Origin of the sequence: Mucilaginibacter sp. UR6-11 (genome assembly GCF_020880695.1) — a bacterium.
Lineage (GTDB): Bacteria > Bacteroidota > Bacteroidia > Sphingobacteriales > Sphingobacteriaceae > Mucilaginibacter.
On the sequence record NZ_JAJIWO010000002.1, the window covers coordinates 657,216 to 681,958 of the forward strand.

28 protein-coding genes and 1 tRNA gene are annotated in these 24,743 nt (G+C 42.2%); 12 read left to right on the plus strand and 17 right to left on the minus strand.

Annotation, left to right across the window (positions count from 1 at the left end):
• Positions 1-17: 17 nt before the first annotated feature.
• Together LJ658_RS08125 and hemN are read left to right on the plus strand one after the other, a co-directional pair.
• On the plus strand, positions 18-464 hold the full coding sequence (locus LJ658_RS08125; RefSeq protein WP_230545986.1) for a lactate dehydrogenase: 447 nt from the start codon (positions 18-20) through the stop codon (positions 462-464).
• A 16-nt stretch (positions 465-480) separates the two neighbouring features.
• Positions 481-1,842 carry an oxygen-independent coproporphyrinogen III oxidase gene (gene hemN / locus LJ658_RS08130; RefSeq protein ID WP_230545987.1) on the plus strand — a complete coding sequence of 454 codons (1,362 nt, stop codon included), beginning with the start codon at positions 481-483 and terminating at the stop codon, positions 1,840-1,842.
• On the opposite strand, the gene LJ658_RS08135 is transcribed toward hemN, so the two are convergent.
• The 9 genes from LJ658_RS08135 to LJ658_RS08175 all read right to left on the minus strand — a co-directional run bounded on the left by LJ658_RS08135 (position 1,795) and on the right by LJ658_RS08175 (position 9,132).
• On the minus strand, positions 1,795-2,577 hold the full coding sequence (locus LJ658_RS08135; RefSeq protein WP_230545988.1) for a YoaK family protein: 783 nt from the start codon (positions 2,575-2,577) through the stop codon (positions 1,795-1,797). The two genes, hemN and LJ658_RS08135, sit on opposite strands and share 48 nt — an antisense overlap.
• 115 nt (positions 2,578-2,692) lie before the next feature.
• Entirely contained in the window at positions 2,693-3,037 is a 345-nt protein-coding gene (locus tag LJ658_RS08140) for a hypothetical protein (RefSeq protein WP_230545989.1), read from the minus strand.
• Between the two features lie 93 nt (positions 3,038-3,130).
• Positions 3,131-3,685 carry a YceI family protein gene (locus tag LJ658_RS08145; protein WP_230545990.1) on the minus strand — a complete coding sequence of 185 codons (555 nt, stop codon included), beginning with the start codon at positions 3,683-3,685 and terminating at the stop codon, positions 3,131-3,133.
• A gap of 79 nt (positions 3,686-3,764) precedes the next feature.
• Positions 3,765-4,172 (minus strand): hypothetical protein, encoded by a 408-nt coding sequence (locus LJ658_RS08150; RefSeq protein WP_230545991.1) that lies wholly within the window; start codon positions 4,170-4,172, stop codon positions 3,765-3,767.
• 86 nt (positions 4,173-4,258) lie between these two features.
• Complete coding sequence (locus tag LJ658_RS08155; RefSeq protein ID WP_230545992.1) at positions 4,259-5,638, minus strand: hypothetical protein; 1,380 nt, start codon at positions 5,636-5,638, stop codon at positions 4,259-4,261.
• 47 nt (positions 5,639-5,685) lie between these two features.
• Entirely contained in the window at positions 5,686-6,285 is a 600-nt protein-coding gene (locus LJ658_RS08160) for a YceI family protein (protein ID WP_230545993.1), read from the minus strand.
• A 198-nt stretch (positions 6,286-6,483) separates the two neighbouring features.
• Positions 6,484-7,368 (minus strand): universal stress protein, encoded by an 885-nt coding sequence (locus tag LJ658_RS08165; RefSeq protein WP_230545994.1) that lies wholly within the window; start codon positions 7,366-7,368, stop codon positions 6,484-6,486.
• 10 nt (positions 7,369-7,378) lie between these two features.
• Positions 7,379-8,668, minus strand: coding sequence for an acetyl-CoA hydrolase/transferase family protein (locus LJ658_RS08170; protein WP_230545995.1), 1,290 nt, complete (start codon positions 8,666-8,668; stop codon positions 7,379-7,381).
• Positions 8,665-9,132, minus strand: coding sequence for a hypothetical protein (locus LJ658_RS08175; protein ID WP_230545996.1), 468 nt, complete (start codon positions 9,130-9,132; stop codon positions 8,665-8,667). The genes LJ658_RS08170 and LJ658_RS08175 overlap by 4 nt, the downstream gene beginning before the upstream one ends.
• Positions 9,133-9,336: 204 nt before the next feature.
• Here LJ658_RS08175 and LJ658_RS08180 point away from each other — a divergent pair, with 204 nt between their 5' ends.
• The gene (locus LJ658_RS08180; RefSeq protein WP_230545997.1) at positions 9,337-11,124 is read left to right on the plus strand and encodes a hypothetical protein; all 1,788 of its coding nucleotides are present in this window, start codon (positions 9,337-9,339) and stop codon (positions 11,122-11,124) included.
• A 76-nt stretch (positions 11,125-11,200) separates the two neighbouring features.
• Here LJ658_RS08180 and LJ658_RS08185 read toward each other — a convergent pair whose 3' ends face one another.
• Positions 11,201-12,061: a universal stress protein gene (locus LJ658_RS08185; RefSeq protein ID WP_230545998.1), complete on the minus strand. Its 861-nt coding sequence runs from the start codon at positions 12,059-12,061 to the stop codon at positions 11,201-11,203.
• A gap of 201 nt (positions 12,062-12,262) precedes the next feature.
• Between LJ658_RS08185 and LJ658_RS08190 the strand changes: the two genes are divergently transcribed.
• Complete coding sequence (locus LJ658_RS08190; protein ID WP_230545999.1) at positions 12,263-14,200, plus strand: CHASE3 domain-containing protein; 1,938 nt, start codon at positions 12,263-12,265, stop codon at positions 14,198-14,200.
• A gap of 88 nt (positions 14,201-14,288) precedes the next feature.
• On the opposite strand, the gene LJ658_RS08195 is transcribed toward LJ658_RS08190, so the two are convergent.
• A complete protein-coding gene (locus tag LJ658_RS08195) occupies positions 14,289-14,438 on the minus strand; it encodes a hypothetical protein (RefSeq protein WP_230546000.1) in 150 nt (49 codons plus the stop codon).
• A gap of 208 nt (positions 14,439-14,646) precedes the next feature.
• On the opposite strand from LJ658_RS08195, the gene LJ658_RS08200 reads away from it, so the two are divergent.
• Entirely contained in the window at positions 14,647-15,255 is a 609-nt protein-coding gene (locus tag LJ658_RS08200; protein WP_230546001.1) for a dihydrofolate reductase family protein, read from the plus strand.
• Here the strand turns inward: LJ658_RS08200 and LJ658_RS08205 are convergent.
• The 3 genes from LJ658_RS08205 to LJ658_RS08215 all read right to left on the minus strand — a co-directional run bounded on the left by LJ658_RS08205 (position 15,252) and on the right by LJ658_RS08215 (position 16,781).
• Positions 15,252-15,959: an SDR family NAD(P)-dependent oxidoreductase gene (locus LJ658_RS08205; RefSeq protein WP_230546002.1), complete on the minus strand. Its 708-nt coding sequence runs from the start codon at positions 15,957-15,959 to the stop codon at positions 15,252-15,254. The two genes, LJ658_RS08200 and LJ658_RS08205, sit on opposite strands and share 4 nt — an antisense overlap.
• 1 nt (position 15,960) lies before the next feature.
• On the minus strand, positions 15,961-16,356 hold the full coding sequence (locus tag LJ658_RS08210; RefSeq protein WP_230546003.1) for a cupin domain-containing protein: 396 nt from the start codon (positions 16,354-16,356) through the stop codon (positions 15,961-15,963).
• Between the two features lie 74 nt (positions 16,357-16,430).
• A complete protein-coding gene (locus tag LJ658_RS08215) occupies positions 16,431-16,781 on the minus strand; it encodes a helix-turn-helix domain-containing protein (RefSeq protein ID WP_230546004.1) in 351 nt (116 codons plus the stop codon).
• A gap of 104 nt (positions 16,782-16,885) precedes the next feature.
• Here LJ658_RS08215 and LJ658_RS08220 point away from each other — a divergent pair, with 104 nt between their 5' ends.
• From LJ658_RS08220 to LJ658_RS08235, 4 genes are all read left to right on the plus strand, one after another.
• The gene (locus LJ658_RS08220) at positions 16,886-17,638 is read left to right on the plus strand and encodes an SDR family NAD(P)-dependent oxidoreductase (protein WP_230546005.1); all 753 of its coding nucleotides are present in this window, start codon (positions 16,886-16,888) and stop codon (positions 17,636-17,638) included.
• Between the two features lie 16 nt (positions 17,639-17,654).
• On the plus strand, positions 17,655-18,278 hold the full coding sequence (locus LJ658_RS08225; RefSeq protein ID WP_230546006.1) for an NADPH-dependent F420 reductase: 624 nt from the start codon (positions 17,655-17,657) through the stop codon (positions 18,276-18,278).
• A 168-nt stretch (positions 18,279-18,446) separates the two neighbouring features.
• On the plus strand, positions 18,447-19,034 hold the full coding sequence (locus LJ658_RS08230) for a Crp/Fnr family transcriptional regulator (protein WP_230546007.1): 588 nt from the start codon (positions 18,447-18,449) through the stop codon (positions 19,032-19,034).
• A 234-nt stretch (positions 19,035-19,268) separates the two neighbouring features.
• Positions 19,269-20,027 carry an SDR family NAD(P)-dependent oxidoreductase gene (locus tag LJ658_RS08235; RefSeq protein WP_230546008.1) on the plus strand — a complete coding sequence of 253 codons (759 nt, stop codon included), beginning with the start codon at positions 19,269-19,271 and terminating at the stop codon, positions 20,025-20,027.
• Between the two features lie 199 nt (positions 20,028-20,226).
• Here the strand turns inward: LJ658_RS08235 and LJ658_RS08240 are convergent.
• Positions 20,227-20,317: transfer RNA gene (locus tag LJ658_RS08240), tRNA-Ser, on the minus strand.
• Between the two features lie 353 nt (positions 20,318-20,670).
• Between LJ658_RS08240 and LJ658_RS08245 the strand changes: the two genes are divergently transcribed.
• From LJ658_RS08245 to cdaA, 3 genes are all read left to right on the plus strand, one after another.
• Entirely contained in the window at positions 20,671-21,642 is a 972-nt protein-coding gene (locus LJ658_RS08245) for a polyprenyl synthetase family protein (protein WP_230546009.1), read from the plus strand.
• Positions 21,642-22,694, plus strand: a complete 1,053-nt coding sequence (locus tag LJ658_RS08250; RefSeq protein ID WP_230546010.1) for a TerC/Alx family metal homeostasis membrane protein — start codon at positions 21,642-21,644, stop codon at positions 22,692-22,694. The genes LJ658_RS08245 and LJ658_RS08250 overlap by 1 nt, the downstream gene beginning before the upstream one ends.
• An 89-nt stretch (positions 22,695-22,783) precedes the next feature.
• Positions 22,784-23,581: a diadenylate cyclase CdaA gene (gene cdaA / locus LJ658_RS08255; protein WP_230546011.1), complete on the plus strand. Its 798-nt coding sequence runs from the start codon at positions 22,784-22,786 to the stop codon at positions 23,579-23,581.
• A 2-nt stretch (positions 23,582-23,583) separates the two neighbouring features.
• Here the strand turns inward: cdaA and LJ658_RS08260 are convergent, their stop codons facing one another.
• Both LJ658_RS08260 and LJ658_RS08265 read right to left on the minus strand, forming a co-directional pair.
• Positions 23,584-24,072, minus strand: a complete 489-nt coding sequence (locus LJ658_RS08260; protein WP_230546012.1) for a hypothetical protein — start codon at positions 24,070-24,072, stop codon at positions 23,584-23,586.
• A 90-nt stretch (positions 24,073-24,162) separates the two neighbouring features.
• The gene (locus tag LJ658_RS08265) at positions 24,163-24,603 is read right to left on the minus strand and encodes a hypothetical protein (protein WP_230546013.1); all 441 of its coding nucleotides are present in this window, start codon (positions 24,601-24,603) and stop codon (positions 24,163-24,165) included.
• Positions 24,604-24,743: the final 140 nt, after the last annotated feature.

Consider the following 24,743-nt stretch of genomic DNA (forward strand, 5'->3'; position numbering starts at 1 on the left):
AAGACAAAATATAGCTAATGAAAGCGGTTGCATATAATATAAAGCCTTTCGAGAAGGAATTCCTGGCAAAGGCAAATCAAAAAAAACACGACATCACGCTTATAGCTAATCCTTTAAGCCTTGACACGATAATTTATGCGGAAGGAAAAGACGCGGTTATCGTTTTTGCCAATGACGATGTTTCGGCATTAGTTATTAAAAAGCTGGCAGATCTGGGCATAAAATATATAGTTACGCGGTCGGCAGAAACTGATCATATAGATCAGGGAGCCGCCGCTGCTTACCAGATCAAAATAGCAAATATTCCATCTTATCCGCTCCCGGCTGAGATAACTACGTTGGCCTTACAGGAAGCGGCTGATCAAACCATAAAAAACCTTGATTTATGGCAAGCCAACAAATGTGTAGGTGATGCGTGCGTTTGTGCTAAAAATTGCCGGGCGTTATCTGCTAATAAAAACTAACCTGAGAGCCTTAATAATGTCTGATCAACTTACCGAAAAATACAATGTGCCCGCACCACGGTATACCAGCTATCCTACAATGCCTTATTGGGATACCGATAAGTTTGCCATGCCTGCCTGGATAAATAGTGTTAAATGGGCCTTTGCGGAATGTAACGACGCCGATGGAATAAGTCTTTACATACATTTGCCATTTTGTGAGGACCTGTGTACTTATTGCGGATGCAATACCCGGATTACAAAAAACCACGGGGTTGAAGTGCCATATATCAACGCATTGCTAAAAGAATGGAAGATGTATTGCAAAATAATGGAAGGTATACCGGTTATAAGAGAAATTCATTTAGGTGGCGGTACGCCTACATTTTTTAGTGCTAAAAACCTTGAATTGCTGATTTCCGGATTGCTTGAAAATTCAAAGATTCATGCAAAGGCAGAGTTTAGTTTTGAAGGGCATCCTGCAAATACAACAGCCGAACATTTAGAAGCTTTATATAGGCTTGGTTTTAGACGGCTAAGCCTGGGAATACAGGATTTTGATCCTAAAGTGCAATTGATAATCAACAGGAAACAAACTTTTGAGCAGGTACAAGCGGTGACATACGAAGCGCGCCGGATAGGATATACCTCTATTAACTATGACTTGATTTACGGCCTGCCTTTACAAACGCTGGAGGGCCTGATAAAAACAATGAATTTAGTTGCCGGCCTTAAGCCTGACCGGATAGCATTTTACAGCTATGCGCATGTGCCGTGGTTAAAGCCAGGACAGCGAAAGTTTACCCAGCTTGACCTGCCAGAGCCGCATGTTAAAAATAAACTACATGAACATGGGCGAAGCCTGTTAAAGGGTTACGGGTATCTGGAAATTGGAATGGATAATTTTGCGTTACCTGGCGACAAACTCTTAATAGCCCAGGCGCAGGGAAAACTGCATCGCAATTTTATGGGTTATACTAATCAAAACACACAACTATTAATAGGATTGGGAGTGTCTTCAATTAGTGATGCCTGCTATGCCTATGCCCAAAATCTTAAAACGGTCGAGGACTACTTAAAAGTGGTAAACGAAGGGGAACTCCCTGTTTTTAAAGGACATGTATTAACAGGCGAAGATTTGATAATCCGAAAACATATATTAAATATCATGTGCAGGGAAGCCACTGCATGGAATCATCATACAGAGCCGTGCCCGGCTATATTTGAGGCTATTGACAGGCTGCAGCCACTGGCTGACGATGGGTTAATTGAACTTAACTCATGGGGGCTAAAAGTTACGGAAAAGGGCAAACCGTTTTTACGTAACATTTGCATGGCGCTTGATCAACGTTTATGGGCTGATAAACCAAATACCCAGCTTTTTAGCATGGCGGTGTGACATCCGTTTTAAACCGGATTTAATTTGCCTGTAATAGCGCTTCATGTTTATTCTGAAAATGTCATAAACCAAGGTGTAAAAAAGAATCAGCAGCGGTAAAAAGAAAGAATAAAAGTTGTAATATTTAAATAGATAGGCCCCGGCTAATGCGCCGCTCATAAAGAAAAATATAATAGCTACCCTGAGTTTGATTTTTGATTTTAATGCAGTTCTTTCTTCATTTTTACGTTGAAATAGTTGAGCCAATTCAATACCCAGATCGGTAAATGTTCCGGTAAGGTGCGTTGTTCTTACTACAGAACCGGATACCAGGGAAACCAATGAGTTTTGCAGGCCCATTGCAAACAGCAAACTACCTGCAAAAAACTCTTTAGCAATCAGGCTATGGTCATATTTAAATCCGCTTAAAGCAACGGTAAGTAAAATAGCCATTTCCATCAAGATTGGAATCACGTAAGAGAACCGCTGATTACGCCCAATCTTTGATACTATTAATCCGGAGATAAATGCGCCTGCCAAAAACAGGAACATCCAGAGTGCAACAACCCGCGCTGTTTTCCAATCTTGCATGGCAACACGTTCTGCAAACAGCGCTGCATGCCCGGTAACATTGGTTGTTAAAACAGAGAACCCCAAAAAACCGGCTGCATTAACAAATCCGGCAGTTATCCCAAGCAAGGATGCTAATTTAACATTATGCCGGTATGTCCTTTTAGTGCCTACGTGTCTCAGCATAGCATTATTTTTACAAATGTACCGCCATGATAAAAAATGTTGCGGAGCGTAATATATAATAAGCCGTTAAACACTTTGTTTAACGGCTTCTTTAATTAATAGGGGCAAGGATTTGCTATAACATAAATACAATCAGCATACTGAGCTGAACAATTATGCTTATTAAAAACAAGCTAAGCGTGGTACGTATTCCTGAACCGCTCATGCCGGTAATTATATTGGCAAAAAACAAACTAAGTGTAACAACCAATATAAGTGTGGGGGCATTGTAGTAATAGATTAACACCGCCGGTAATGGCAAAAACAATACGCCCTGCACTATCATGGAGATCATAAACCATAAGGTGTTTCTTTCAGCCTGGCTATCGGTTATTGCCAGCCATTTATGCCATAAATCAGCTTTTTGAGGGGCCAGATCATTTGCCCAGTTTGCTTGAGATTGTATTTTTATTGTGGTCATGATTGATATTATTTTATATCAAAGGTCAGCTAATTGACCTTTTTTAAGCGTGATCCCGGGCAATAAAAAATGTGATTTCAATCAATTTTCAGGCTAATTTTCAGCTTTAATCTTTAAGTGAAAACTTACGTTAAGCTTGTCATTTGTTTTTATCATTCCTCCTAATTTTCTGGGTGGGATGAGGTTGAAATCAGAAAAATTCACGTCGCGGGTACCCACCAGGTGTATGCCTTTTTGAGCGTCTGTTGAAATTTGATAACTGACGTCAAAGCGTTTACGCACCCCGGCTATCTCAATATCAACCAGGCCGGTTATAAGCTCGGGTTGCATTGTCAGGTTTGGAAGCTTACTGAGCGATAAAAAATTAATTTTAAGCACAGGGAAGGTGCTTGCCTTTAGCGTTTTCCGTAAATCATGGGTCATCATGGAGTTGTGGCAATCAAAGCTTTGGATCTTTAGTTCCACGCTTCCTGATAAGACGAGGTCTTTATCATTTTTACCTTTAATTAAAGTTAAGGTATCCGTTTTGCCGTAGTTTGGGATATCGCAGGTAAACTTATTTATGTTGGTGGTCCCGTTAACAGAGAGATTGCTGGTTTCGCTGATGACCCATTTTTTTGTTTCTGCGGCCGGTATCAGTCTGCTCACCCTAACAAAGCCGGTTAGCAAAACAAATAGAATTAGGGCCGATAAAATATTTTTGTAGAACATGCCAGGTAGGTTTTGATCAGGGATTTATTTTGGCAAATACCATCCCGGCTATTATGGCCTGTGCTAATCCATATGCAAACCAGCTTGCTACCATTGCTACGGTGATATCTAAGGCGCTAAATGATATCCACATAACCGGCAATAAAGCAATGAACGAGTATACAAGCCCAAACTCTATTCCACGAAGGATAAATACGCCTTTAAATAAACTTTTAAACCTGTCCCAAAACCAGGATAACGCAAAGCTGAAGATGAAGGCATGCATGTAAAAGAGCACATCCCGGCTTCCGTCCGAATTAAAGAGCGGATTAAAATATTCTGTAAAAAGCGATGGAAAGAATTTTACTGCCAGGAAAAGGCTTCCATAACTAAGTACAAATAATATACATCCGGCAATTAACCCGGAGACAAATATTTTTTTCATGTTGGATATGTTTTGGGAATGATTTCAAAACAAATGGCCGCTTAATGTTAGTTAAGGGCCATTTGTTTATCAACTCACTATAAAATTTAGAATGAAATAGCTGCCTGTAACACCAGGCCGCTAAACTTGCCACCATTAAAGAGGTTTGTGGCGTCGAAATTTTTATATTTCTGGGTTACATACTCGCCTTTCATCATAATGTTTTTGGTAAGGAACCAGCCAACTGATCCGGCTGAGCGGTTAACAGTAACATCGGTACTGTTGCCAACTATCGTTGCGCTTACAGTATTGTAACGGTAGCCGATCCAAAAATTTTCTGTTTCTTCGGGAAACCTGTATATAATATCACCGGCGTATTGTTTAGCTCCGCGGTTTGATGTTTCAGTAATGGCCCTGCCTTTTGCACTTTCTATAGTTCCAAAAATTTCAAGTCCCCTGTATTTTAAAAATAGGTTACCCATGAAGCTGTGATTTTCTTCGCTGAAGCCGGGATTAAATCTGCCTGAAAAAGCATTGTAGTCAACTGCCTGTGTAAGGGTTGTACCCGCTGCTGTTGTAGGGTTAGACATCACATTAAAATAGTTTGATCCTGTGCGGTCGCCACCAAACAATGTGCTGCTGTTGGCGCTGTTTACGGTATATACTGATCCTGTTATTCTTAGCCTGAAGTCAGAGCTAAGTTGTTTGTCATAACCTAACTTGCCAATAAATGCAGGGGGAAATTTATTTACTTCGCCGGTTTTAGCATCAATTTTAGTTGGTGCAATAGTAACGGCATTTAATTCACCATCGGTGATGGCTCCCATTGCAAACAGGCCGGTTTTTTGACATTTGTAATAAACGTGCATGCCTATTTCTGTAGCAAACTCATCCATAATATAATTTTCAACAAAAGGATTATAAATGGTATTGCCACCGTCAGATCTTCTATAGTGCTGATCACCATAGTCGACATCTGATTGGCCGATTACCAATGTTACACTCTTCATGATGTCGTCAATAAACGGACTGTGGAAGAACGGCATTTTATCAACCTGTAAGTAGCCGCCTTTTACCCAGGTATCTTCATGGTGTCTTGAAGATAGATAGGAAGTTAAATTTAAACGAACACCATCAGCTAACTGAATATCGAAAAGTAAATTGGCCATAGGCAGGTTAAAGCCATTATAAATAGGAGTTATTGCATTTACGTTGCCTGTAGATGAGCCTACTGTTTTTATTACCGGAGTTGCAGTGTTTGATGCTTTTAAAGTTTGATAAGCCAAAGTAAAACCACCGCCGATTTTTACTTTAAGACCGGTAAAATTTACGGTGTCTTTTTTGCTGGTTTCAAATACATTTATGCCTTGTTTGTTATTTGGGCGATAGTATTGGATTTGACCTTCTTGTGCATTTGCAGTTAACGGAACAAGGCCTAGCCCTGTGATAGTTAACAAGCCGATTATAGTAAATAATTTTGTTTTCATGATGTTATTAATTAGTGGGTTTTGGTTAAAGTTGATTGTAAGTAAGATTAATTGTTTTTATAAGTAAGGTTAAATTGTATAGTAAGATCATTTTTTACCTTCATGGCCCCCAGCATAAAGCTTGGCGGATCAATTTTGTAGTCGGTTAGTTTTATGTTTTCAGATCCTGAACAACTAATGGTATTATCGGCATTAACAACGGCCGACACGTTCATTACGATGGTTTGGGTAACGCCGGCAATAGTAAGATCACCGGTTGCTTTAATGGTATATTTGTTTTTTTGCACCGGCGTTACCACGGCTGAAATTAATTTGTAAGTAACCTTTGGATATTGATCTGCCTTCATTGTTTTGTAGGTCCGGTTATCCATAGACTCATGTTCGCTTTTCAGGCTTTTAGCATTTAATGAAAAGCTGAAAGCGCGAAGCTGTTTATCATCTAACTTAAATTCTCCCTGGCTTTCCATTGACGTAGAGGTTAATGCCCAGTCGTGAACGTTAGATGTGCCAAGTACTTTGATGCTCGCATCTTTACCCGGTGTTAATTTATAAACCGATTGGGCGTTTGAGTTTTGAAAACTCATACCAATAATAATCGCTGTGATTATAAAGGCAGTTGCTAGTATTCTTCTGTTTAAATGTTTCATTTTTTTATTGTTTGCTTGTGGTCAAAAGTAGATCGTATTACCAGGGTGGCGAATGACCTGAAGGGTTTATTAAAGTGATGCATATCACTTAATAAATGATAAAAACACTTGTTTTTATTGACTGGCTGATTTAAATAAAAAGTGCCCGTAACCACTGGCTACAGGCACTTATCAACACAACACAACTATTATTATATATTATATCGGCACGCTGCCGCGTTCATAGGAGCTTGGAAATACCAGCATCGGTTTGGCAAAATGGTCGGCGAGTTTTTTAGTTACGCTTGGCTCAAATATTTTTTGAAAAAAGTTTCGCTTGTGATGAACCAAAACTAAAAGATCGATGTCAGAATGTTCTGCCAGCCACTGCAGCCCGGCGGTAATACTTTTGTTCTGCACAGATTGGTATTGAATTTTTGGATAATGCGTGGCAGCTATCTCCTGGCGTAAAAAGCGCCTGGTTATATAATCTTCAGTTACTTTGGCCAGCTTGGCTACGCCTACGTGGGTAATTAACACTTCCGAATCAAAATATTTGGTAATATGATACAAGCTATGCAAAATGTCAGTGCCGTTGTGAGCCAGATCTGTTGCAAACGCAATTTTATTGAACCCGTTAAATGGCGATTGATACGGCAAAACCAATACCGGGCAGTTGGCATTCTCAATAATTTCATTAGCGTGGTTGCCGTTTAAAAAAGCTAAAATATCATCACCATTATGTGTCGCTATAACCGCGAATAATATTTCCCTGCTGGCTACCAGATAATTGATAGCGTTAGTTAATGGCCCGGCTTTACTGCAAAACTCAATGCGTGGTTTAAATTCGTCATCGTTGTATTTAGCCAGTTGTTTGTTTAAACGCGCGGCCAGGTCGGCAAGATCATTTATACTGTCCTGCTCAAAATTGCTGGTGTCATTGCTGGTCCAGAATGTATGGGTAGACGCGGGAGCCATTATTACTTCTGGATATACATTGCACAACAATAAATTGGCTTTTATTTTTTGCGCCAATTTTAGCGCATAATGTGCTGCATGGTCTGCCTTAATAGTAAAATCTGTTAATACCAGTATAGTTTTCATGGCGTTATAATTAAGCTCTTACTTTTTCAAATCTTTTATAATAAGCATGCTCCAGCGTTTCACGGTGATCGGGGTGGGCAATTTCAATTAAAGCCTTTGCACGTTGTTTAAGGCTTTTGCCAAACAGGTTTACGATACCATATTCTGTAACTACCCAGTGCACATGGCCGCGGGTTGTTACCACGCCGGCGCCTTCTTTTAAAAATGGCACAATCCGGCTGATGCCTTTATTGGTTTGTGATGGTAAGGCGATAATTGGTTTACCACCTTCAGATAATGATGCCCCGTGTATAAAATCCATTTGCCCGCCAATGCCCGAATATTGATAGGTGCCTATAGAGTCTGAACAGATTTGCCCGGTAAGGTCAATTTCAATAGCGCTGTTAATGGCCGTGGCTTTTGGGTTTTGCCTGATGGTGCCGGTATCGTTCACATAACTGATATCCATTACCCGTATGCCCGGATTATCATTTACATAATCATATAATTTACGTGTACCGGTTATAAATGAAGTAACCGAGCGGCCTGTATTTAATTTTTTTTGACTGTTGTTAATGTTCCCTCTTTCGATAAGCGGAATAATACCATCAGAAAACATCTCCGTATGCAGCCCCAGATTTTTGTGCGTGGTTAAATTACATAAAACCTGGTCCGGGATGCTGCCGATGCCCAATTGTAAAGTAGCCCCGTCATCAACCAACGAAGCGACATTATACCCTATTTTTTTTACTGCGTCACTAACATCTGTTGAATAGTCTACCTCCGGTAGTTCAGACATCTGCCATACCATCGCATCAATTTTTTTGATGTGGATGTATCCTTGTCCATGGGTCCGCGGCATTAACGGATTAACCTGTGCTATTACATATTTTGCCATTTCAACAGCCGCCCGCGCAATATCAACCGAGGTGCCTAATGAACAAAAGCCATGTGCGTCCGGCGGGGAAACCTGGATTAAGGCAACATCAATAGTTAAAATGTTTTGACGAAAAAGCTGGGGTATCTGGCTTAAAAAAATCGGCACATAATCACCGTCTTCACTATTAGCCACAGACCTTGTTGCTGCAGATACAAAAAGCGAATTAAAGTAAAAAGATTTTCTATGCTCGGGTTTGTCAAAGTTAACATCGCCTAAGGTGGTGATGCTTACCAGTTCTACATTATAAAGTTCATGGTACCTTCGTTGCATGGCCTGCACCAGGCATACGGGTGTGGCCGCACTTCCGTGTATAAATACCCTGTTACCTGGCTGGATGTGTTTTACCGCATCATCGGCACTGCAATAATTAACTTCGATCATAACTGAAATTTTAAAGGGAGCGGTTTTTTAAATGACATACTGGTGTAATGGGGTTTACGTGTTTTAGTTATCTCCTCAAGAAATAAAAAAAACGAATGCTTAACTGACAGGATCTGGTCGGCAATTGATTTAACTTCTGTGTTTAATGTGTTGAATTTTTCAAGAATATCCAGACTTATTTCCTTTTCTGAATCATTTACCAGAGTCCCCAGGCATTTTAGGAATCCTGAGATTTTGTTTTTAATAAGGGGTATTCCTGTTTCCTGCTGCTCAATAATCCTCTTAAAATATATAATCCTGTTTAACTGGGTATTGGCTATATAAATATTGTATTTATTTAGTGTGTTCTTTAGAAACCTGATCTCGTCCTCTATAAACGTAACATCAGTTTTCAAATGATTGCTTATGATATACATCTCCTGCAATTCGCAATCAAGTTGAGTGTTGTGTGCCAGTAATTCCATGTGCTTAATATTGATGTTGTAAAACTGAACAATTGGCTGCTGTAATTAAATGACAATGCATCGGAAGAAATATGATCTGCATCATCAAAAGCTACAGAGATTAATTAATTAACCGAAAGTGACTTTGGTCAGTTTTTTTTGAAGAACGTGGCCGTAATTTTGATTTTTAGGATTACGGATATAATTAATAAGTACGATTTTTATATGAGCCATACATTTCACATCCCGGTATTAGGACTAGGTTATTCTGTTGATACACCTTTAAAAGTAGCCCGGTACGGCATTTCATCAGCGATATCGGTTGTTGATGACGAACTGGTTGAGCGTATGCGCGAATATCACGCAACGCAAAATGAAGAAGCATACGTTGCCATCCCCAAATCTGCCGATAATGCGCGGGCAAGACGAATAACCGCCTATTTAAATTTGGTTAACGAGCTTGTTAACCGGCAGTTTAAACAATTAAAAGAAGAACCTTTTTTGCCGGGCAATGATATTTGCCGGTATTTTGAATTATTGCCGGATTCATCTCAGCTAAAACAAGGATATGAGCTGATGATGGAATACCCCGAGGGTGAACGTAAAACCATATTTCAGAACATATTGCGCCAACATATGACGTTAGGGGCCATTGATGTTAATATTATGGCCAAGGTGGATAAAATGAATTTTAACGCTGATGGCGAATACCTGGGAGATGAAAATACAGATGCCCTTGCTGCGCTAAGAGGCTTTGCCGAAAGTGAACTGCAGTCGTCGGTTGTTTTATCAGCGGGGATGAATCCGCGTTTGTATAGTTACCTGGAAAATTTCGCTGACTTTTTGCCCGACAGCGATGGTAAATTTCGCAAAAAAATAATTTTAAAGGTGAGCGATTTTCGTTCAGCTTTTATACAGGCAAAGTTTTTGGCTAAAAAAGGGTTGTGGGTATCTGAATTTCGTGTTGAGTCTGGCTTAAATTGCGGCGGCCATGCTTTTGCAACTGAGGGCTATTTGCTGGGGCCCATACTCGAAGAATTTAAACAAAAGAGGAATGCTATGGCCGATGAGCTTTTTGAACTTTGCAGCACCGCGCTGTTACAAAAAGATTTAAAGTTGTCAGCGAAACCGGCGCAGCGGATAAGCGCACAGGGGGGCATAGGCACCGCCGGGGAAAATAATTTTATGATGGACTATTATGAGCTTGATGGCACCGGCTGGGGTAGTCCCTTTTTGTTAGTACCTGAGGTGACCAATGTTGACGAAACGACACTAACTCAATTAACAGCTGCAAATGAACAAGATTTTTATCTGAGCGGGGCATCACCATTGGGTATATTGTTTAATAACTTTAAACCCAGTACTGCCGAAGCTCAACGAATAGAACGTTTAGAAAAAGGCAGGCCCGGTAGCCCGTGCACCAAAAAATATTTATGCACCAATACGGAGTTTACTGAACAACCTATCTGCACTGCATCAAGAGAATATCAAAACTTAAAAATCAAACAGATTCAGGCACTGGCCCTTGAGGAGCACGAATATGAAGAGCAATTTAATACGATAACAGAAAAAATTTGTCTTTGTGAAGGTTTGTGCTCGTCAACCTATATTAAATATAATATTTCTAAACCCAAAGAGAATAAGGCAGTAGCTATTTGCCCGGGCCCTAACCTGGCCTATTTTAAGAGTACCTATTCTCTTGAAGAAATGGTGATGCATATTTATGGGAAGATTGACCTTTTAAAAAAGGTAAACAGACCCAATATGTTTATTAAGGAATTGGATCTGTATATTGACTATTTGAAAAAAGATATCCAAACGCATATCAAAGATATCACCGAAAAAAAGAGGAAACATTTAGACAAGTTTAAAATGCAGTTGCACGAAGGTATTGAGTATTATAAGTCGCTGTTAAATAAACTGCCCCAGCAAACCGCTGGCTATATGGAAGCTTTGCAGGAAGAAATCAGGTTATTTGAAAATAAATTAAACGCCATTATTATAAGCGGTTAATTGTAAAACATTATAGTAAACATTTTAATAATATCTGCGTAGGGCCCTTATAAAAGGGCCCTAATGCTTATAGAATTTATTTGTTTGTTTGGGGGAAAACCAATAGCGGAATAGAAATATGATTGGCTATTTTTTTAGTATGGCTGCCTTTTAACAAAGCATGAAAAAAATTATGCTGGCGGTGAAGCATCGCCAACACATCTATTTGTCCATGTTCGCATAACCAATCAAGGCCGCCTTCTGTGTCATTGTTGTTGATTATTCTATAATGGATATTGGGGTAATCTGCTTTATTTGAAAGATTAAGCAATAAATTATCGAGCCATTTTTGAAAAGATGCCGAGTGATGGGCTTTATTGATCACATGGGTAAGCAAGATCCCGGCGTTAAGCATTTTGGCAAAGGCAATTAGTGAATAAATAACTGCCAGGTCATCCTGCGGATGTTTAAAGTCTGTAGCATACGCTATTCTTTTTATGGGTTCGATGCTGGCCGAAGGGGGTATCAATAATAGCGGTTTGGTTGCCGCATCAATCATTTTATGGCTGTGATTACCCAATAAAAATGTGCTTAGCCCATCATTGCCATGTGTGCCTGTTACAATCAAATCTACATTATAGCTTTTAACGGCATCATCAACGACACCCGTTACGGTACCTATCTCATTCACTAAACTTATTGTAGGGTGATAACCGGCAGGATACTCATTTTCCAGTTCAGTCTTTAGTTTTTTTAACTCATCGGTACTTTCATTAATAATAGATTGGTAATCTTCCATCGGCCAAACAACAACACCTGCCTGAGGCACTTCAGCCGGTACAATAAACGCGTTGCATAATATTACGTTAGCTTTTATTTGTTTCGCCAGGCCATACCCATATTTAGCTGCATGGCTTGCATTTGCCGAAAAGTCTGTGGCGATGAGTATTTTTTTCATGGTATTGAAAATGACAGTTTTTGTTAAGGTGAAATTGACGACATCGAAAGAATTAAATAATGATATCAATCACTTTTTGACATGATCTTGCACATTGATTAGTTCAGCAGCCATCGCTGCTTTGAAAAAGATGAAGTGGTTAACCCCGATTCTACGCTTTTTGCATCAAAATCTTATATTTACGCCTCATTCAATTTACTTATGATAAACCGGTTTGATCGTAATCTCCGGCTGGGCTACGGTGTTTCCATATTGATCCTGCTTGTGGTAAGCCTGGTATCTTACCTGACCTTGCAGAACCTGCTCGCCAGTAACCGCCTGGTTGAGCATAGCGGGAAGGTTATGCAAAAATTTGAAAAAGTGCTTTCGGTAATGAAAGATGCGGAGACAGGCCAGCGCGGCTATTTGCTTAGCGGCAATGCCAGCTACCTTGAACCCTATAATGGGGCTTACCAGCAGGCACTGCAACTTACCGGCGAACTCACCCGGCTAACTGCCGATAATCCGCGACAGCAGCAGAATATTGCCCTTATCGAAAAGGTACTCCGGCAGCGCCTGGCGATCCTGCAGCAATTGGTGGATAAAAAACAACGCTTCGAAACGATTGTCGCGACCGACCTTGATGCCGGTAAATCAGCCATGGATGCTTTGCGCCAGGCTATTGCCCGCGCGGAACACGAAGAACAGGAACTGTTGAAAACGCGCACAGCTAAACTTAATCATTATACAACACTGGCACCGGCCCTGATCCTGCTGGCGGCTTTAGCGGCGATTGGCATTACCCTCTATTCTTATCGGAACGTGACCCGCGATTACCGGGAAAAAGAAAAACTGCGCCGCGAGCTCGAACAAACCGATGAAGAAACACAAGCCCTTAATGAAGAACTGACCGCCGCCAACGAGGAGGTAACCGCAACCAATGAAGAACTGGCCCGGATCAATGAAACGCTGGAGCAGCGGGTTGCCGAACGCACCAGAGCACTGCAGGACAGCGAAGAAGAAACACAGGCACTGAATGAGGAACTCATGGCCATCAACGAGGAGATGACCGCGACTAACGAAGAGTTACAGGCCGCTAATGAAGAATTGCGCGCGGCTGATGAGCGCAGCGCCAAACTGGCCGCCATCGTAGAGTCGTCTGATGATGCCATTATCGGTAAAGACCTCAACGGCATCATCACCGCCTGGAATCGCGGGGCCTCGCAGATCTTTGGTTATTCCGAAGGCGAAATGATCGGGCAGTCTATCCTGAAACTCATCCCGGAAAACCTGCAGCATGAAGAGCCGGGCATCCTGGCCCGTTTACGACAAGGCGAAAAGATAGACCATTATGAAACCGTCCGCCGCACGCAGGATGGCCGGCTGATCAACGTCTCGCTTACCATTTCGCCTATACATGACAAAGAAGGGCGCGTCACCGGCGTCTCCAAGATCGCCCGCGATATCACCGAACAAAAACAGGATGATCAGCGCAAGAATGATTTTATCGGGATGGCCAGCCATGAGCTTAAAACCCCGCTGACCACTCTCACGGCGATCATCCAGGTGCTGCAGCAAAAATACAAAGACACCAGTGATGTGTTTTTACCACAGGCGCTTAACAAGGCCAACACACAAACCAGGAAGATGAGTAGTTTGATCACCGGTTTTTTGAATATATCACGCCTGGAATCGGGTAAACTGGAGATCAGCAAAACGGAATTTGACCTGGCTGACCTCATTAATGAACAAGTCGATGAGATCAGGCTCACCGTGGGGTCACATAACTTTTATTTTGATGCGCCGGGGCTTATTCCTGTGCTTGCCGATTATGATAAGATCGGTTCAGTTATTTCCAATCTCTTATCCAATGCTGTGAAGTATTCACCAAAAGGGAAACAGGTATTTATTAAGGCACAACAGCAAACAGACGAAGTAGTGGTGAGCGTACAGGATGAAGGAATGGGTATCCGCTCTAAGGATCTGCCGCATATCTTCGATCGTTATTACCGCGCAGGGTCTGAGCACACCAAACATATCTCCGGCTTCGGCGTTGGCTTGTACCTTTGTGCCGAAATCATCCACCGGCATGATGGTCGCATCTGGGCCGAAAGCGAAAAAGGCGTAGGCTCAACCTTCTTTTTTACGCTGCCGATATAAGCCAATTAAGCGCCCTAGTGTTAAATCATTATGGCAGAATGGAAGATCAGTGTCTTTTCAAAGAGGTAGCATCCAGCCTGTTTGGTAATTAATGGTGCTTAAAATACTGAATTTCCTTTTCGTGTTTTTTTGCCGCCTCCAGCGAATCGAAGGTACCCAGGTTTTTACGTTTCTTTGTTTCGGGATCGACCTTCCGGGAATAAATGCGATATTGTCCTGATTTTAGTTTTCTGATCATAGCCGATTGAATTAAATCTAGACCATTAACAAACCACGACGACGACGGTTTTTGTCTTTAAATGCAAACGATTTAAGGTTCAATCCTCAGCTCTGCCATTTATGTCCCTGAAAAAGTTCCTGGCGGACTAATCGTAAGCGCAAATATCCCCCTGCTTTTGTCGTTTTTACACCCTGCTTTCTATTTTAGACTTTACGAATTTTATGGCATGAGAAAATTAATTGTTATTTCCATGATCTCGCTGGACGGGGTCATGCAGGGCCCCGGTGGCCCGGAGGAAGATACTTCCGGCGGCTTTGAATTTGGCGGCTGGGTTGCGCCTTTTGGCGATGAGGCCTATGACAAGGCCATAAAGGAACAAATGAAGGCAGCCGACTTATTGTTGGGCCGCAAAACCTTCGATATCTGGGAGCCCTATTGGCCCGCCCACGCCGACTTTTGGCCGGGCATTAACGAGATGACCAAATATGTGCTGTCCACCACCCGTAATCATTCAAACTGGCAAAACGTAGTCTTTATTTCCAGCCTGGATGATATTAAAAAATTGAAAGTCTCAGCGGGTTCGGATATCAGGATTTGGGGTAGTTCTGAACTGGTTCAGCTATTATTGCAGCACGACCTGGTAGACGAGCTCTGGCTTAAAATACACCCGCTGCTCCTGGGGAAAGGAAAAAAAATCTTTGGCGATGATGCTTTTCCAAGGTCATTGACCTTGACAGACAGCACCGTCACGTCAAAAGGGGTGATCATGGCCAATTACCGTCGAAACGGTGAGGTTAAAACCGGGAGGGCGGGAGCTGATGACAAGGGGCTCTAAAGTTTCACACCAGTCAGTCGGGCACACTCAGCAAGCAAGTGGTCCTGGAGTAAGATGTCGTCGGCAGACTTATTATAACGCGCAGATTTTTGATGATGAAAATATTGCCCGCTGACCAGTGCGCCCGGATCATTGCTGGTAGCCAGCCAGACCTGTGTCTGGTAACCCAGTTCCAGATCATCCGGCGCACCAGCGCCGCCCATTTTGGTGGGTACCCAGCCCGGGTCGACCGCGTTGGCGTAAACTTCCGGCCATTTCCTGGCGAGTGCTTTAGCGAGCATCAGGATGTGTAGTTTGGTATCAGAATAAGATGGCTTGTCCGTCCATTCCGGCCGGCCCGATAAATGCATTCCCGAGCTTAAATAAATAAGCCTCGCTGGCCGGTGCATTAAAGCCGTCAAAATATACGGCGCCAGCGTATTCACATGCAGTAATTGTTGCGCGCCGGTTTGATAAACACCCGCATTATGAATCACTGCGTCAAAAACACCAAAAGCATTGGCCTGTTCAGCCAATGCCTTTGTTTCTTCGATATCTGCCAGATCAGCGGTCAGGAGGTTAGCTGCGCCCGGCAATGCTTTTAGCGCCTGTTCGCCGCGTGCCGTATTACGGGCATGCAGTACAACTTTATGCCCGTCTTTGATCAATTGCTTTGCTGCCAGTTGGCCCAAGCCATCTGCCGAACCGGTAACCAATATTTTCATGCTATTTATTGTATTGTTCATCTGTCACCTGTTCCAGCCAATCAACAACCTTTCCATCCAAATTCTCCTGGATGGCGATATGGCTCATGCCATTGGTAGCCGAGGCGCCGTGCCAGTGCTTCTCATTGGGTTCGAACCAAACCACATCACCGGGTCGTACTTCTTCTACCGGCCCGCCTTCGCGTTGTACCCAGCCGAGGCCAAAAGTAATGATCAGCGTCTGGCCCAGCGGGTGTGTATGCCACGCAGTGCGCGCACCTGGTTCAAAAGTAACGGTGGCTGATACGCCGCGGCGCGATTCATTGGCTTCAAATAAAGGATCAATGCGCACGTTGCCGGTGAACCAATCTGCCGGGCCTTTAACTGAGGGTTTGGTAGCTATTCTTGTAATTTCCATATTAAGCGTTTTAAAATATCGGGCTGCCGCCATCATTATCAGTTTTCATTTTACACTATCTGGCATCGCTTACGCTACTTGTAATCAGTCTCTTCGGGTATTGGAACTATTTCATATTTTGCATTCCATTCTTTGATGTTATCTAAAATCGGCAAAAAAGCCAAGCCTTTTTCAGACAATTTATATTCTACCCTTGGGGGTAGTTCCTTGTAGGCCAGTCTTTCCAATAGCCCATCTTCTTCCAACTCTTTTAACTGTTCGGTTAGTACTTTCCTTGAAATGTGTGGTATTATGGAATCAAGCTGACCAAAACGAATGGTACGGACGCCAATAACATTTATAATTATCGGCTTCCATTTATTGCCAATAGTGCCAATAGCTCTCGTAAAAGGGCAATTCGAAGCGCAAAATCTCTCGTCTCTCATATTTAAAAATTTGTAGTTACCCAATAGTAACCAGAATAAACCATAATGGTTACAAATATAAACTATTAGAGCTACCTTTGTGGAACAGATTTAAAAAAGAAATAATGAGTAAATTAAAAAATAAGGTTGCCGTGATCACAGGCGGTAATAGCGGTATCGGATTTGGTATTGCTGAAGCGTTTAAAAATGAAGGTGCTAAAGGAGTTATTGTTGGTAGAAATCAGGAAACCTTAGATCGTGCCGTGGCGCAGCTTGGCGATAATTTTATAGCTATAAATGCTGATGTAACCAATGTTGCCGACCTGGAAAGGGTGTTTGCAGCAACAGCTGAAAAATTTGGTAAAATAGATGTGGTTGTAGCCAATGCGGGTGCCGGAGCGGTAGGAACAGTAGCGACTTTTAACGAAGCCGAGTTTGACCAGGCCATTGATCTGAACCTGAAAAGTGTTTACTTCACGGTACAAAAAGCATTACCTTATATGAATGATGGTGGTTCTGTTATTTTGATCGGGTCGAATGCCGCACATCGTGCCTATGCGAATTTTACACTTTATGGTGCCGCAAAAGCAGCTGTTATCTATTTAGCCAAAGGATTTTCAAGCGACCTTTTAGATCGGAAGATCAGGGCAAACGTGATCACACCAGGCACAACAGATACACCGGCATTTGACAAGTTTGTTCCCGCAGAACAAATGGAAGCCGTAAAAAAACACTTTGCAGATCAAATGCCAATAGGCAGGATCGGGCAACCTGCTGACATCGGTAAAACAGCGGTTTTCCTGGCCTCTGATGATTCTTCGTTTATGTTGGGTGCCGAACTCCTGGTTGATGGCGGTATGACCTATTTATCAAAATAATTTTAAAAATTTCAAAATGAGTAAATCAGAAAATAAAGCATCAAGCTACGCCATTATCGGCTTCGGCAAGATCGGCCAGTCCCTGGCCAAAGCATTTGCCCGTAAAGGCATCGAAGTATCCGTTGCCACCACGCGCGACCCGGAAAGCTTTGCATCCGATGCGGCCGAGATCGGCCCCGGGATCATTCCCACAACACTGGCCGAAGCCGTCAAGGCGGACGTCATCTTTTTGGCGGTGCGGTTTGAAGCGCATCCTGATGTCGCCAAAGCGCTGCCCAACTGGCAGGGCAAAACCATTGTTGATGTGACCAATGCCTACGGCGTGCCCGCTGAAAAGATGAACGGACTGCCGTCTGCCAAATTCGTCGCCCAGGCCTTCACCGGCGGAAAACTGGTTAAGGGCTTCAACCACCTGGGGGCTGCCATCCTTGGCCAGGACCCGGCCGTACATGGTGGCAGGAGAGTCGTGTTCCTGGCGAGCGACGATGACGGCGCATTAGCGGAGATTAGTTCGCTTGCGGAAAATCTCGGTTTCGCGCCGGTCAAACTTGGCGGGCTTTCGGAAGGCGGACTGCTGGTGCAGGCGCACGGAAATACCTGGGGCAAACTCATCTTTCAGGACTTAATCAAATTCGACTAATGAATCGGGATCGCAAAAAAGTATAAGTTTCTTTCAAATCCCTGTTTCTTCCGGAAACGGGGATTTTTGTTGAGCATTTTAGACTCGTAGCAAATCCCACATCTTGTTTATTTTTTTGTCTTTTATCAGGCAGCTTGAGTAAATTGCGAATAATTATATACTTGAACGATGTCCAATTTTGAAGCGCTTTTCGATTACATCCAGGAAATATCAGGCAAACTGCTTTCAGAAGATGATAAGCATTTGTTGATGGAGCACTTCAAACCCAAAAAGCTTCGAAAAAGGCAATACTTTTTACAGGAAGGGGACGTATGCAAATATATCGGGTTTATTGTAAAAGGATCCGCCAGGACCTTTACCGTAGATGAAAAAGGGCATGAACATATACTGAAATTATCTTTAGAAAACTGGTGGCTGGCCGATTTTGAAAGCTTTTACCTGTTAACGCCAAGTCGCTTTAATATTGAAGCGCTGGAGAATCTGGAAGTTCTGCAATCAACTAATGCTCAAATTGAGGAGTATCTCAAACATATACCTGCCTTTTCAGCGATGGCGAACGTAATCAGTCAAAATTACACCATTGCAAACCAGAAAAGAATGCAGGCCGCTATGAGCTATACGGCTGAGGAGCGTTACGAGGATTTGATCAGCAATTATCCGCAATTTCTACAGCGGTTCCCGCAAAACATGATCGCTTCTTATCTGGGTTTATCACCCGAAACTTTGAGCAGGATAAGGAAAAACGCCCTTAAATAATACTCCGCAACACAAAATATGCCGTTGTGATCTTTGCCGCTTTCTGTTAACTGGTTTTTTCCCCGTCGGTTTAAGTTGCTTTTTTACAACCAGTTATCCGATTAACTTGATCTGGGTCAAGACCATGAGTTGTGTTAAATCAAACGTATTTAATGATGCATGTCAATAAGCAGTCTGTTACGGAACTGCATCTTTGGATATACTTCAGAACGGAAATATTAACATATAAAAATCATGAGTAAATTAGAAAACAAGGTAGCGGTAGTTACCGGTGCTTCAAAAGGAATAGGTGCAGCTATCGCAAAACACTTTGCGGCAGAAGGCGCAAAGGTTGTGGTGAATTATGCCTCAAGTAAAGAAGGCGCAGATAAAGTGGTTAAGGAGATAACCGACAATGGTGGCATAGCCATTGCCGTACAAGCCGATGTATCGAAAGAGGCCGATGTGACCAGGCTGTTTGACGAAACAGAAAAGGCTTACGGCGGGTTGGATATTTTGGTGAATAACGCGGTTGCCCAGGGATATGCGCCTATAGAACAAATCTCGGTAGCAGCATTCCATCAGAGTTTCAACGTCAATGTATTAGGGCCTGTCTTGACTATCCAGGCGGCATTGAAATTATTTGGCGACAAGGGCGGCAACATTATCAATATCAGTTCAGGTGCAAGCAAGTATCCGCTTCCGGGCGCCTCGTTGTACTCTGCAACTAAGGCGGCACTGGATGCCTTCACCATTGCATTATCGAAAGAACTGGGTGCAAAAAACGTTCGTATCAATTCTATTTTACCGGGTGCAACGGAAACAGAAGGTGCAGCCAGCGCAGGCGTCACTGCCGGCAGTGAGTATGAAAAAATGTTTATTGCCAATACACCGCTTGGCCGAAGAGGCCAGCCCGCAGACATTGCGAAAGCTGTCGTATTTCTTGCCTCCGATGATGCAGCGTGGATCACGGGCGAGCAGATCTCGGTTTCGGGTGGTATGTATGGTTTCTAAATTCATAATCAAAAAAATGAAAGAGTCGCCAGCAAACCATAATAATGTTTGGAATAGAGAGGACGAACGGGACTCGAACAATAGATAAGAATTATATAGTTGATCACTTACATGATAGCATGTTTTGTAAGTAAATACACAGCATGTCTATTAATGAATAACCCGCTAAAACAATGGTTTTAGCGGGTTATTCATTTTCTGGCGGAGAGGGAGGGATTCGAACCCTCGATACACTTTTGGCGTATACACACTTTCCAGGCGTGCTCTTTCGACCACTCAGACACCTCTCCGTGATATTGTTTCCGTAAATTAATTTTTTAGAAGCGCTGATCACTAATAACCAATTTCTAATCACTAATCTTGCGAAGCCCCAAAGGTAAAATAATATTGCTTCGCGAAGCATAAAAAAAGCGGAGCACCCGTTAAAATGCCCCGCTTGTATAAAAAATAACCAAAAACTATATTACCACCTTAATTACAGTGTGTCTGTAATATCAATGTATTATTATAGAGTGTACAGGATTGAAATAGTTTAATTGTATTCAAAATTTTTATGCCGGTAATGCAGATAAACTTTTTTAGCTTATGTTTGCTAAGGTAGCCAGACAGGCAGTTTGGCACATAAAAAACCGGTATAATTTTAATGTTGAGCATCAACGAGATCAAGAAACCCATTGCTGCTGATATTGATGTTTTTGAAGGACGTTTTAAAGCCTCCATGCAAAGCTCAGTACCGTTGCTTGACCGTATCACCCACTACATTGTTAAACGCAAAGGCAAACAGATAAGGCCTATGTTTTTGTTTTTTTCTGCGAGTATTTGCGGGGGCATTAATGAGTCGACCCACCGCGGCGCAGCGTTGGTTGAGCTGTTGCACACCGCAACCCTTGTGCATGACGATGTGGTTGACAATTCTTACCAGCGCCGGGGCTTTTTCTCTATCAATGCTTTATGGAAAAATAAGATAGCCGTACTGGTAGGTGATTACCTGTTATCCAAAGGCTTATTGCTTTCCATCAACAACGGCGATTTTAAGCTGCTTAAAATCGTATCTGAAGCGGTAAAGCAAATGAGCGAAGGGGAATTGCTGCAGATAGAGAAAGTACGCCGCATGGACATCGGCGAATCTATTTATTATGATGTGATCCGCCAAAAAACAGCTTCGTTGATAGCTGCCTGCTGTGCCTGCGGTGCCGCGTCTGCCGGGGCCGATGACGAAACAGTGGAAAAAATGCGCTTGTTTGGCGAGAAAATAGGCGTAGCTTTCCAGATTAAGGACGACATGTTTGATTTTGGCACAGATGATGTAGGTAAACCATTGGGTATTGATATTAAAGAAAAGAAAGTTACCCTGCCTCTTATTTATTCGTTAAATAACTGCGACGCCGCCGAAAAAAAGAAAATGATAAACCTGGTGAAAAATCACAATGATGACCCCGACAAAATTGCGGCCATCATTAAATTTGTGAATGCCACCGGGGGCTTACAATATGCCGAAACCCAGATGAAAAAATATAGGGACGAGGCCTTCGAAATATTAAATACATTCCCGCAGGGCGACTCGCGTCTGGGACTTGAACAATTAGTAAATTTTACAACAGAACGCGATAAGTAGTGACGAACGAACTTTTATTTATAGCCGGTTTTTTAGTTTTCATTTTTATAATGATGGCTGTGGATCTGGGCCTTTTTGGAAAAACAGATAAACCGGTGAGCCTGAAACAGGCTGGTTTTATGAGTGCCGTGTGGGTTGCTTTTGCGCTTGGTTTTTATGCACTCATTTTAAACTATGGCCAGCTGTTGCACCATATTGACAATTTTGCTGCCTTAAAGGAAATAAACGCGGAAAATTTTCACAACCTGAACCTTAATCCGCATGACTTTGAGGGCAGTTTAGCGTTATATCGTAAAAACCTGGGCCTCGAATTTATTACCGGTTACGTAGTTGAATATGCGCTGTCGGTTGATAATATATTTGTGATGGTGCTGATATTTACCGCTTTTGCTGTTAACCCCAGGTATTATCATAAAGTATTGCTTTGGGGGATAATTGGCGCGGTGGTAATGCGTTTCCTGTTTATTTTTGTAGGCGCCGCCTTAATTGAGCAGTTTCACTGGATCTTATATTTGTTTGGCGCATTCCTGGTATATACCGGCGTTACCATGTTTATCAATCGTAACCAGGAAGAAAACATCGATCCCGAAAATCACAAAGTAGTAAAGCTGGCCTCCAAATATTTTTCGGTTCATCCCAAATTTGAAGGCAATAAATTCTTTATTAAGATCGATAAGAAAAAGTTTATCACCCCGCTGTTTTTAGTGCTGCTGATTATAGAGGTTACCGACCTTGTTTTTGCTGTCGATTCTATCCCCGCGATATTTTCGGTTACCAAGGACCCTTATATCGTGTTCTTCTCTAATATATTTGCCATAATGGGCCTTCGGTCAATGTTCTTTTTACTGGTAAATATCATTGATAAATTTCATTATCTTAAAGTAGGGTTAGCCGTGTTACTGGCATTTATAGGCTTAAAAATGCTGGCCGCCAACTACGTGGACCGGATAGGCCTTACCACCGGCCGGTCGTTATTGGTTATCCTGGGTATTTTGGTAATAAGTGTGGTTGCATCGCTTATTTTCCCCAAAAAGAAAGAAGTTAAACACTAATCAACAGCAGCCACTAACATACTTATGTCAAAATGGGAGTGCCGGGTGCCGGGCGGGTCTTTTATTCTCCAAAAATATTAACTTCGTAAATGCAGTCGTTAGATCTTAGCCTTTTTAAAATAACACCGCTTAATGTGTTGGATATATTGCTGGTAGCTTTTATTATATACCAGGTTTACAATTTAATACGCGGCACTATTGCTGTTAATATTTTAATAGGTATGGGCGTGATCTATGCGCTTTACTTTGTGGTTAAAGTGCTGCATATGCAGCTGCTTACAGAGATACTGGGCTATTTCAGGGATGTTGCGGTAATTATCATTGTAGTGGTATTTCAGCAGGAGATAAGGCGATTTTTATTGTTGGTCGGTAAGAATGCGTCGTTGCAAAGAAATAAAGCCTGGTGGCGCTATTTTTTTGGTAAAACCCAGGACGAGAAAAATAACTACGCGCGGATAAAACCGGTTATTGATGCCTGCAAAATTTTAAAGCAAACCCGTACCGGCGCGCTGATTGTATTTGCAAAATATTATGACGAGCAATTTTACCAAAATAGCTGCGAGGTGCTGGAGGCCAAAATATCAAAACGGCTATTGGAAAGCATTTTTCAAAAAACCAGCCCGCTGCATGACGGCGCCGTGGTAATTGCCGAAAACAAAATTAAATCTGCCAGTTGTATTTTACCGTTGACGGATAAGGTTGACCTGCCGCCACAATTTGGTTTGCGCCACCGCGCGGGGATTGGGGTTACCGAAGCCAATGAAGCCACGGCTATCATCATATCCGAAGAAACCGGCGAGATCTCGTATGCCAAGCAGGGTAAGGTTAAAATGAATATCAGTTTTGCCGAGCTGGAGAAATTGCTGAATAAAGATTTTTCTATTTAATATTAAGGCCGAATCACAACCCCATCCAGACCATTTTTAGGCAACACCGGTTGATAATATACCCGTGGTTGGGTTTTCCCGGCTACCGGCATAGTGTAAGCAGTTTTGTCGGTTTGCACTATAGGCATACGCTGATCTGTATTTCTCAGTTTTGCAATAGGCATATGATCGGGGTTAACTGCGGCTGTGGTGTTTAACAGCTGGTCTGTACTGTTATTATAAACGGTATGATTCGGGCCGCTTTTAAAAGCAATGTCCGGCGAGGATAGCGGCTTATTGCGATCCGTGTCCATAGTTAATTTTGTCGCTTTTTGGAACCAATCGGCAGTAGCTTTTGATTTTAATAATTCCCGGTTTGTGTTACAAGTACAAACGTTTCCGCTACGCTTATTTATGGGTGTTAATTTCTGAAGAAATGTGGTGCCTGGGTTTTGCGCATTTACCGCTATAGTGCCGGTTAGCATAACCAGGGTTGCAACTAATCTTTTCATAATGGTATAAGCTATTATACTAATATAATAGTATAAAGCATTGTTCCCTAATTATTTAACATTTTTAACAATTAGAGAACAATAGCCATTTTACTCAAACTTGTCGGCTACAACTTGTATCTTACGTTTGCCTTTTTCTTCGGCCTCAAAGGTTAGGGTCACTTTATCGTCTTTGCCTACAATAGTTAGGGTAGCATGCGATTCATTGCCATCGCCTCTTGTCAGCGTTCCTTTAACCACTGTCTTGCCGTTTTTGTAAGGCGTGGTCCACTCGCAGGTCCTGGAGGTTATGTCGCCCGACATGGTATCCCCCTCATTGCCCGTCACAATAGATATATAGGTTTTAGAGATAGTGATAGTGACCGGTTCTTCTTTAGTTCGTTCAAGCTTTCCTGCTTCATCAAATATTAAGGTTTTTGATGATTTGAGGGTTACTGTTTTGTCGCATTGCCCGTAAACGTAACTGGCACCGGCAACTATGGTGAACATCAGCGCCAGGACTGCTCTTTTTAAAATGAAGTGTGATTTCATGATTTCTATGTTTTTTGTCAAACAAATATATTGTTTATATAGTATTATGCAATACATAGTAGTATATAAATATAGATATATGGATATAATGGACTAATTATCAGCCAATTAAAATTATTAATAGGTGGTTTTACGGGGCA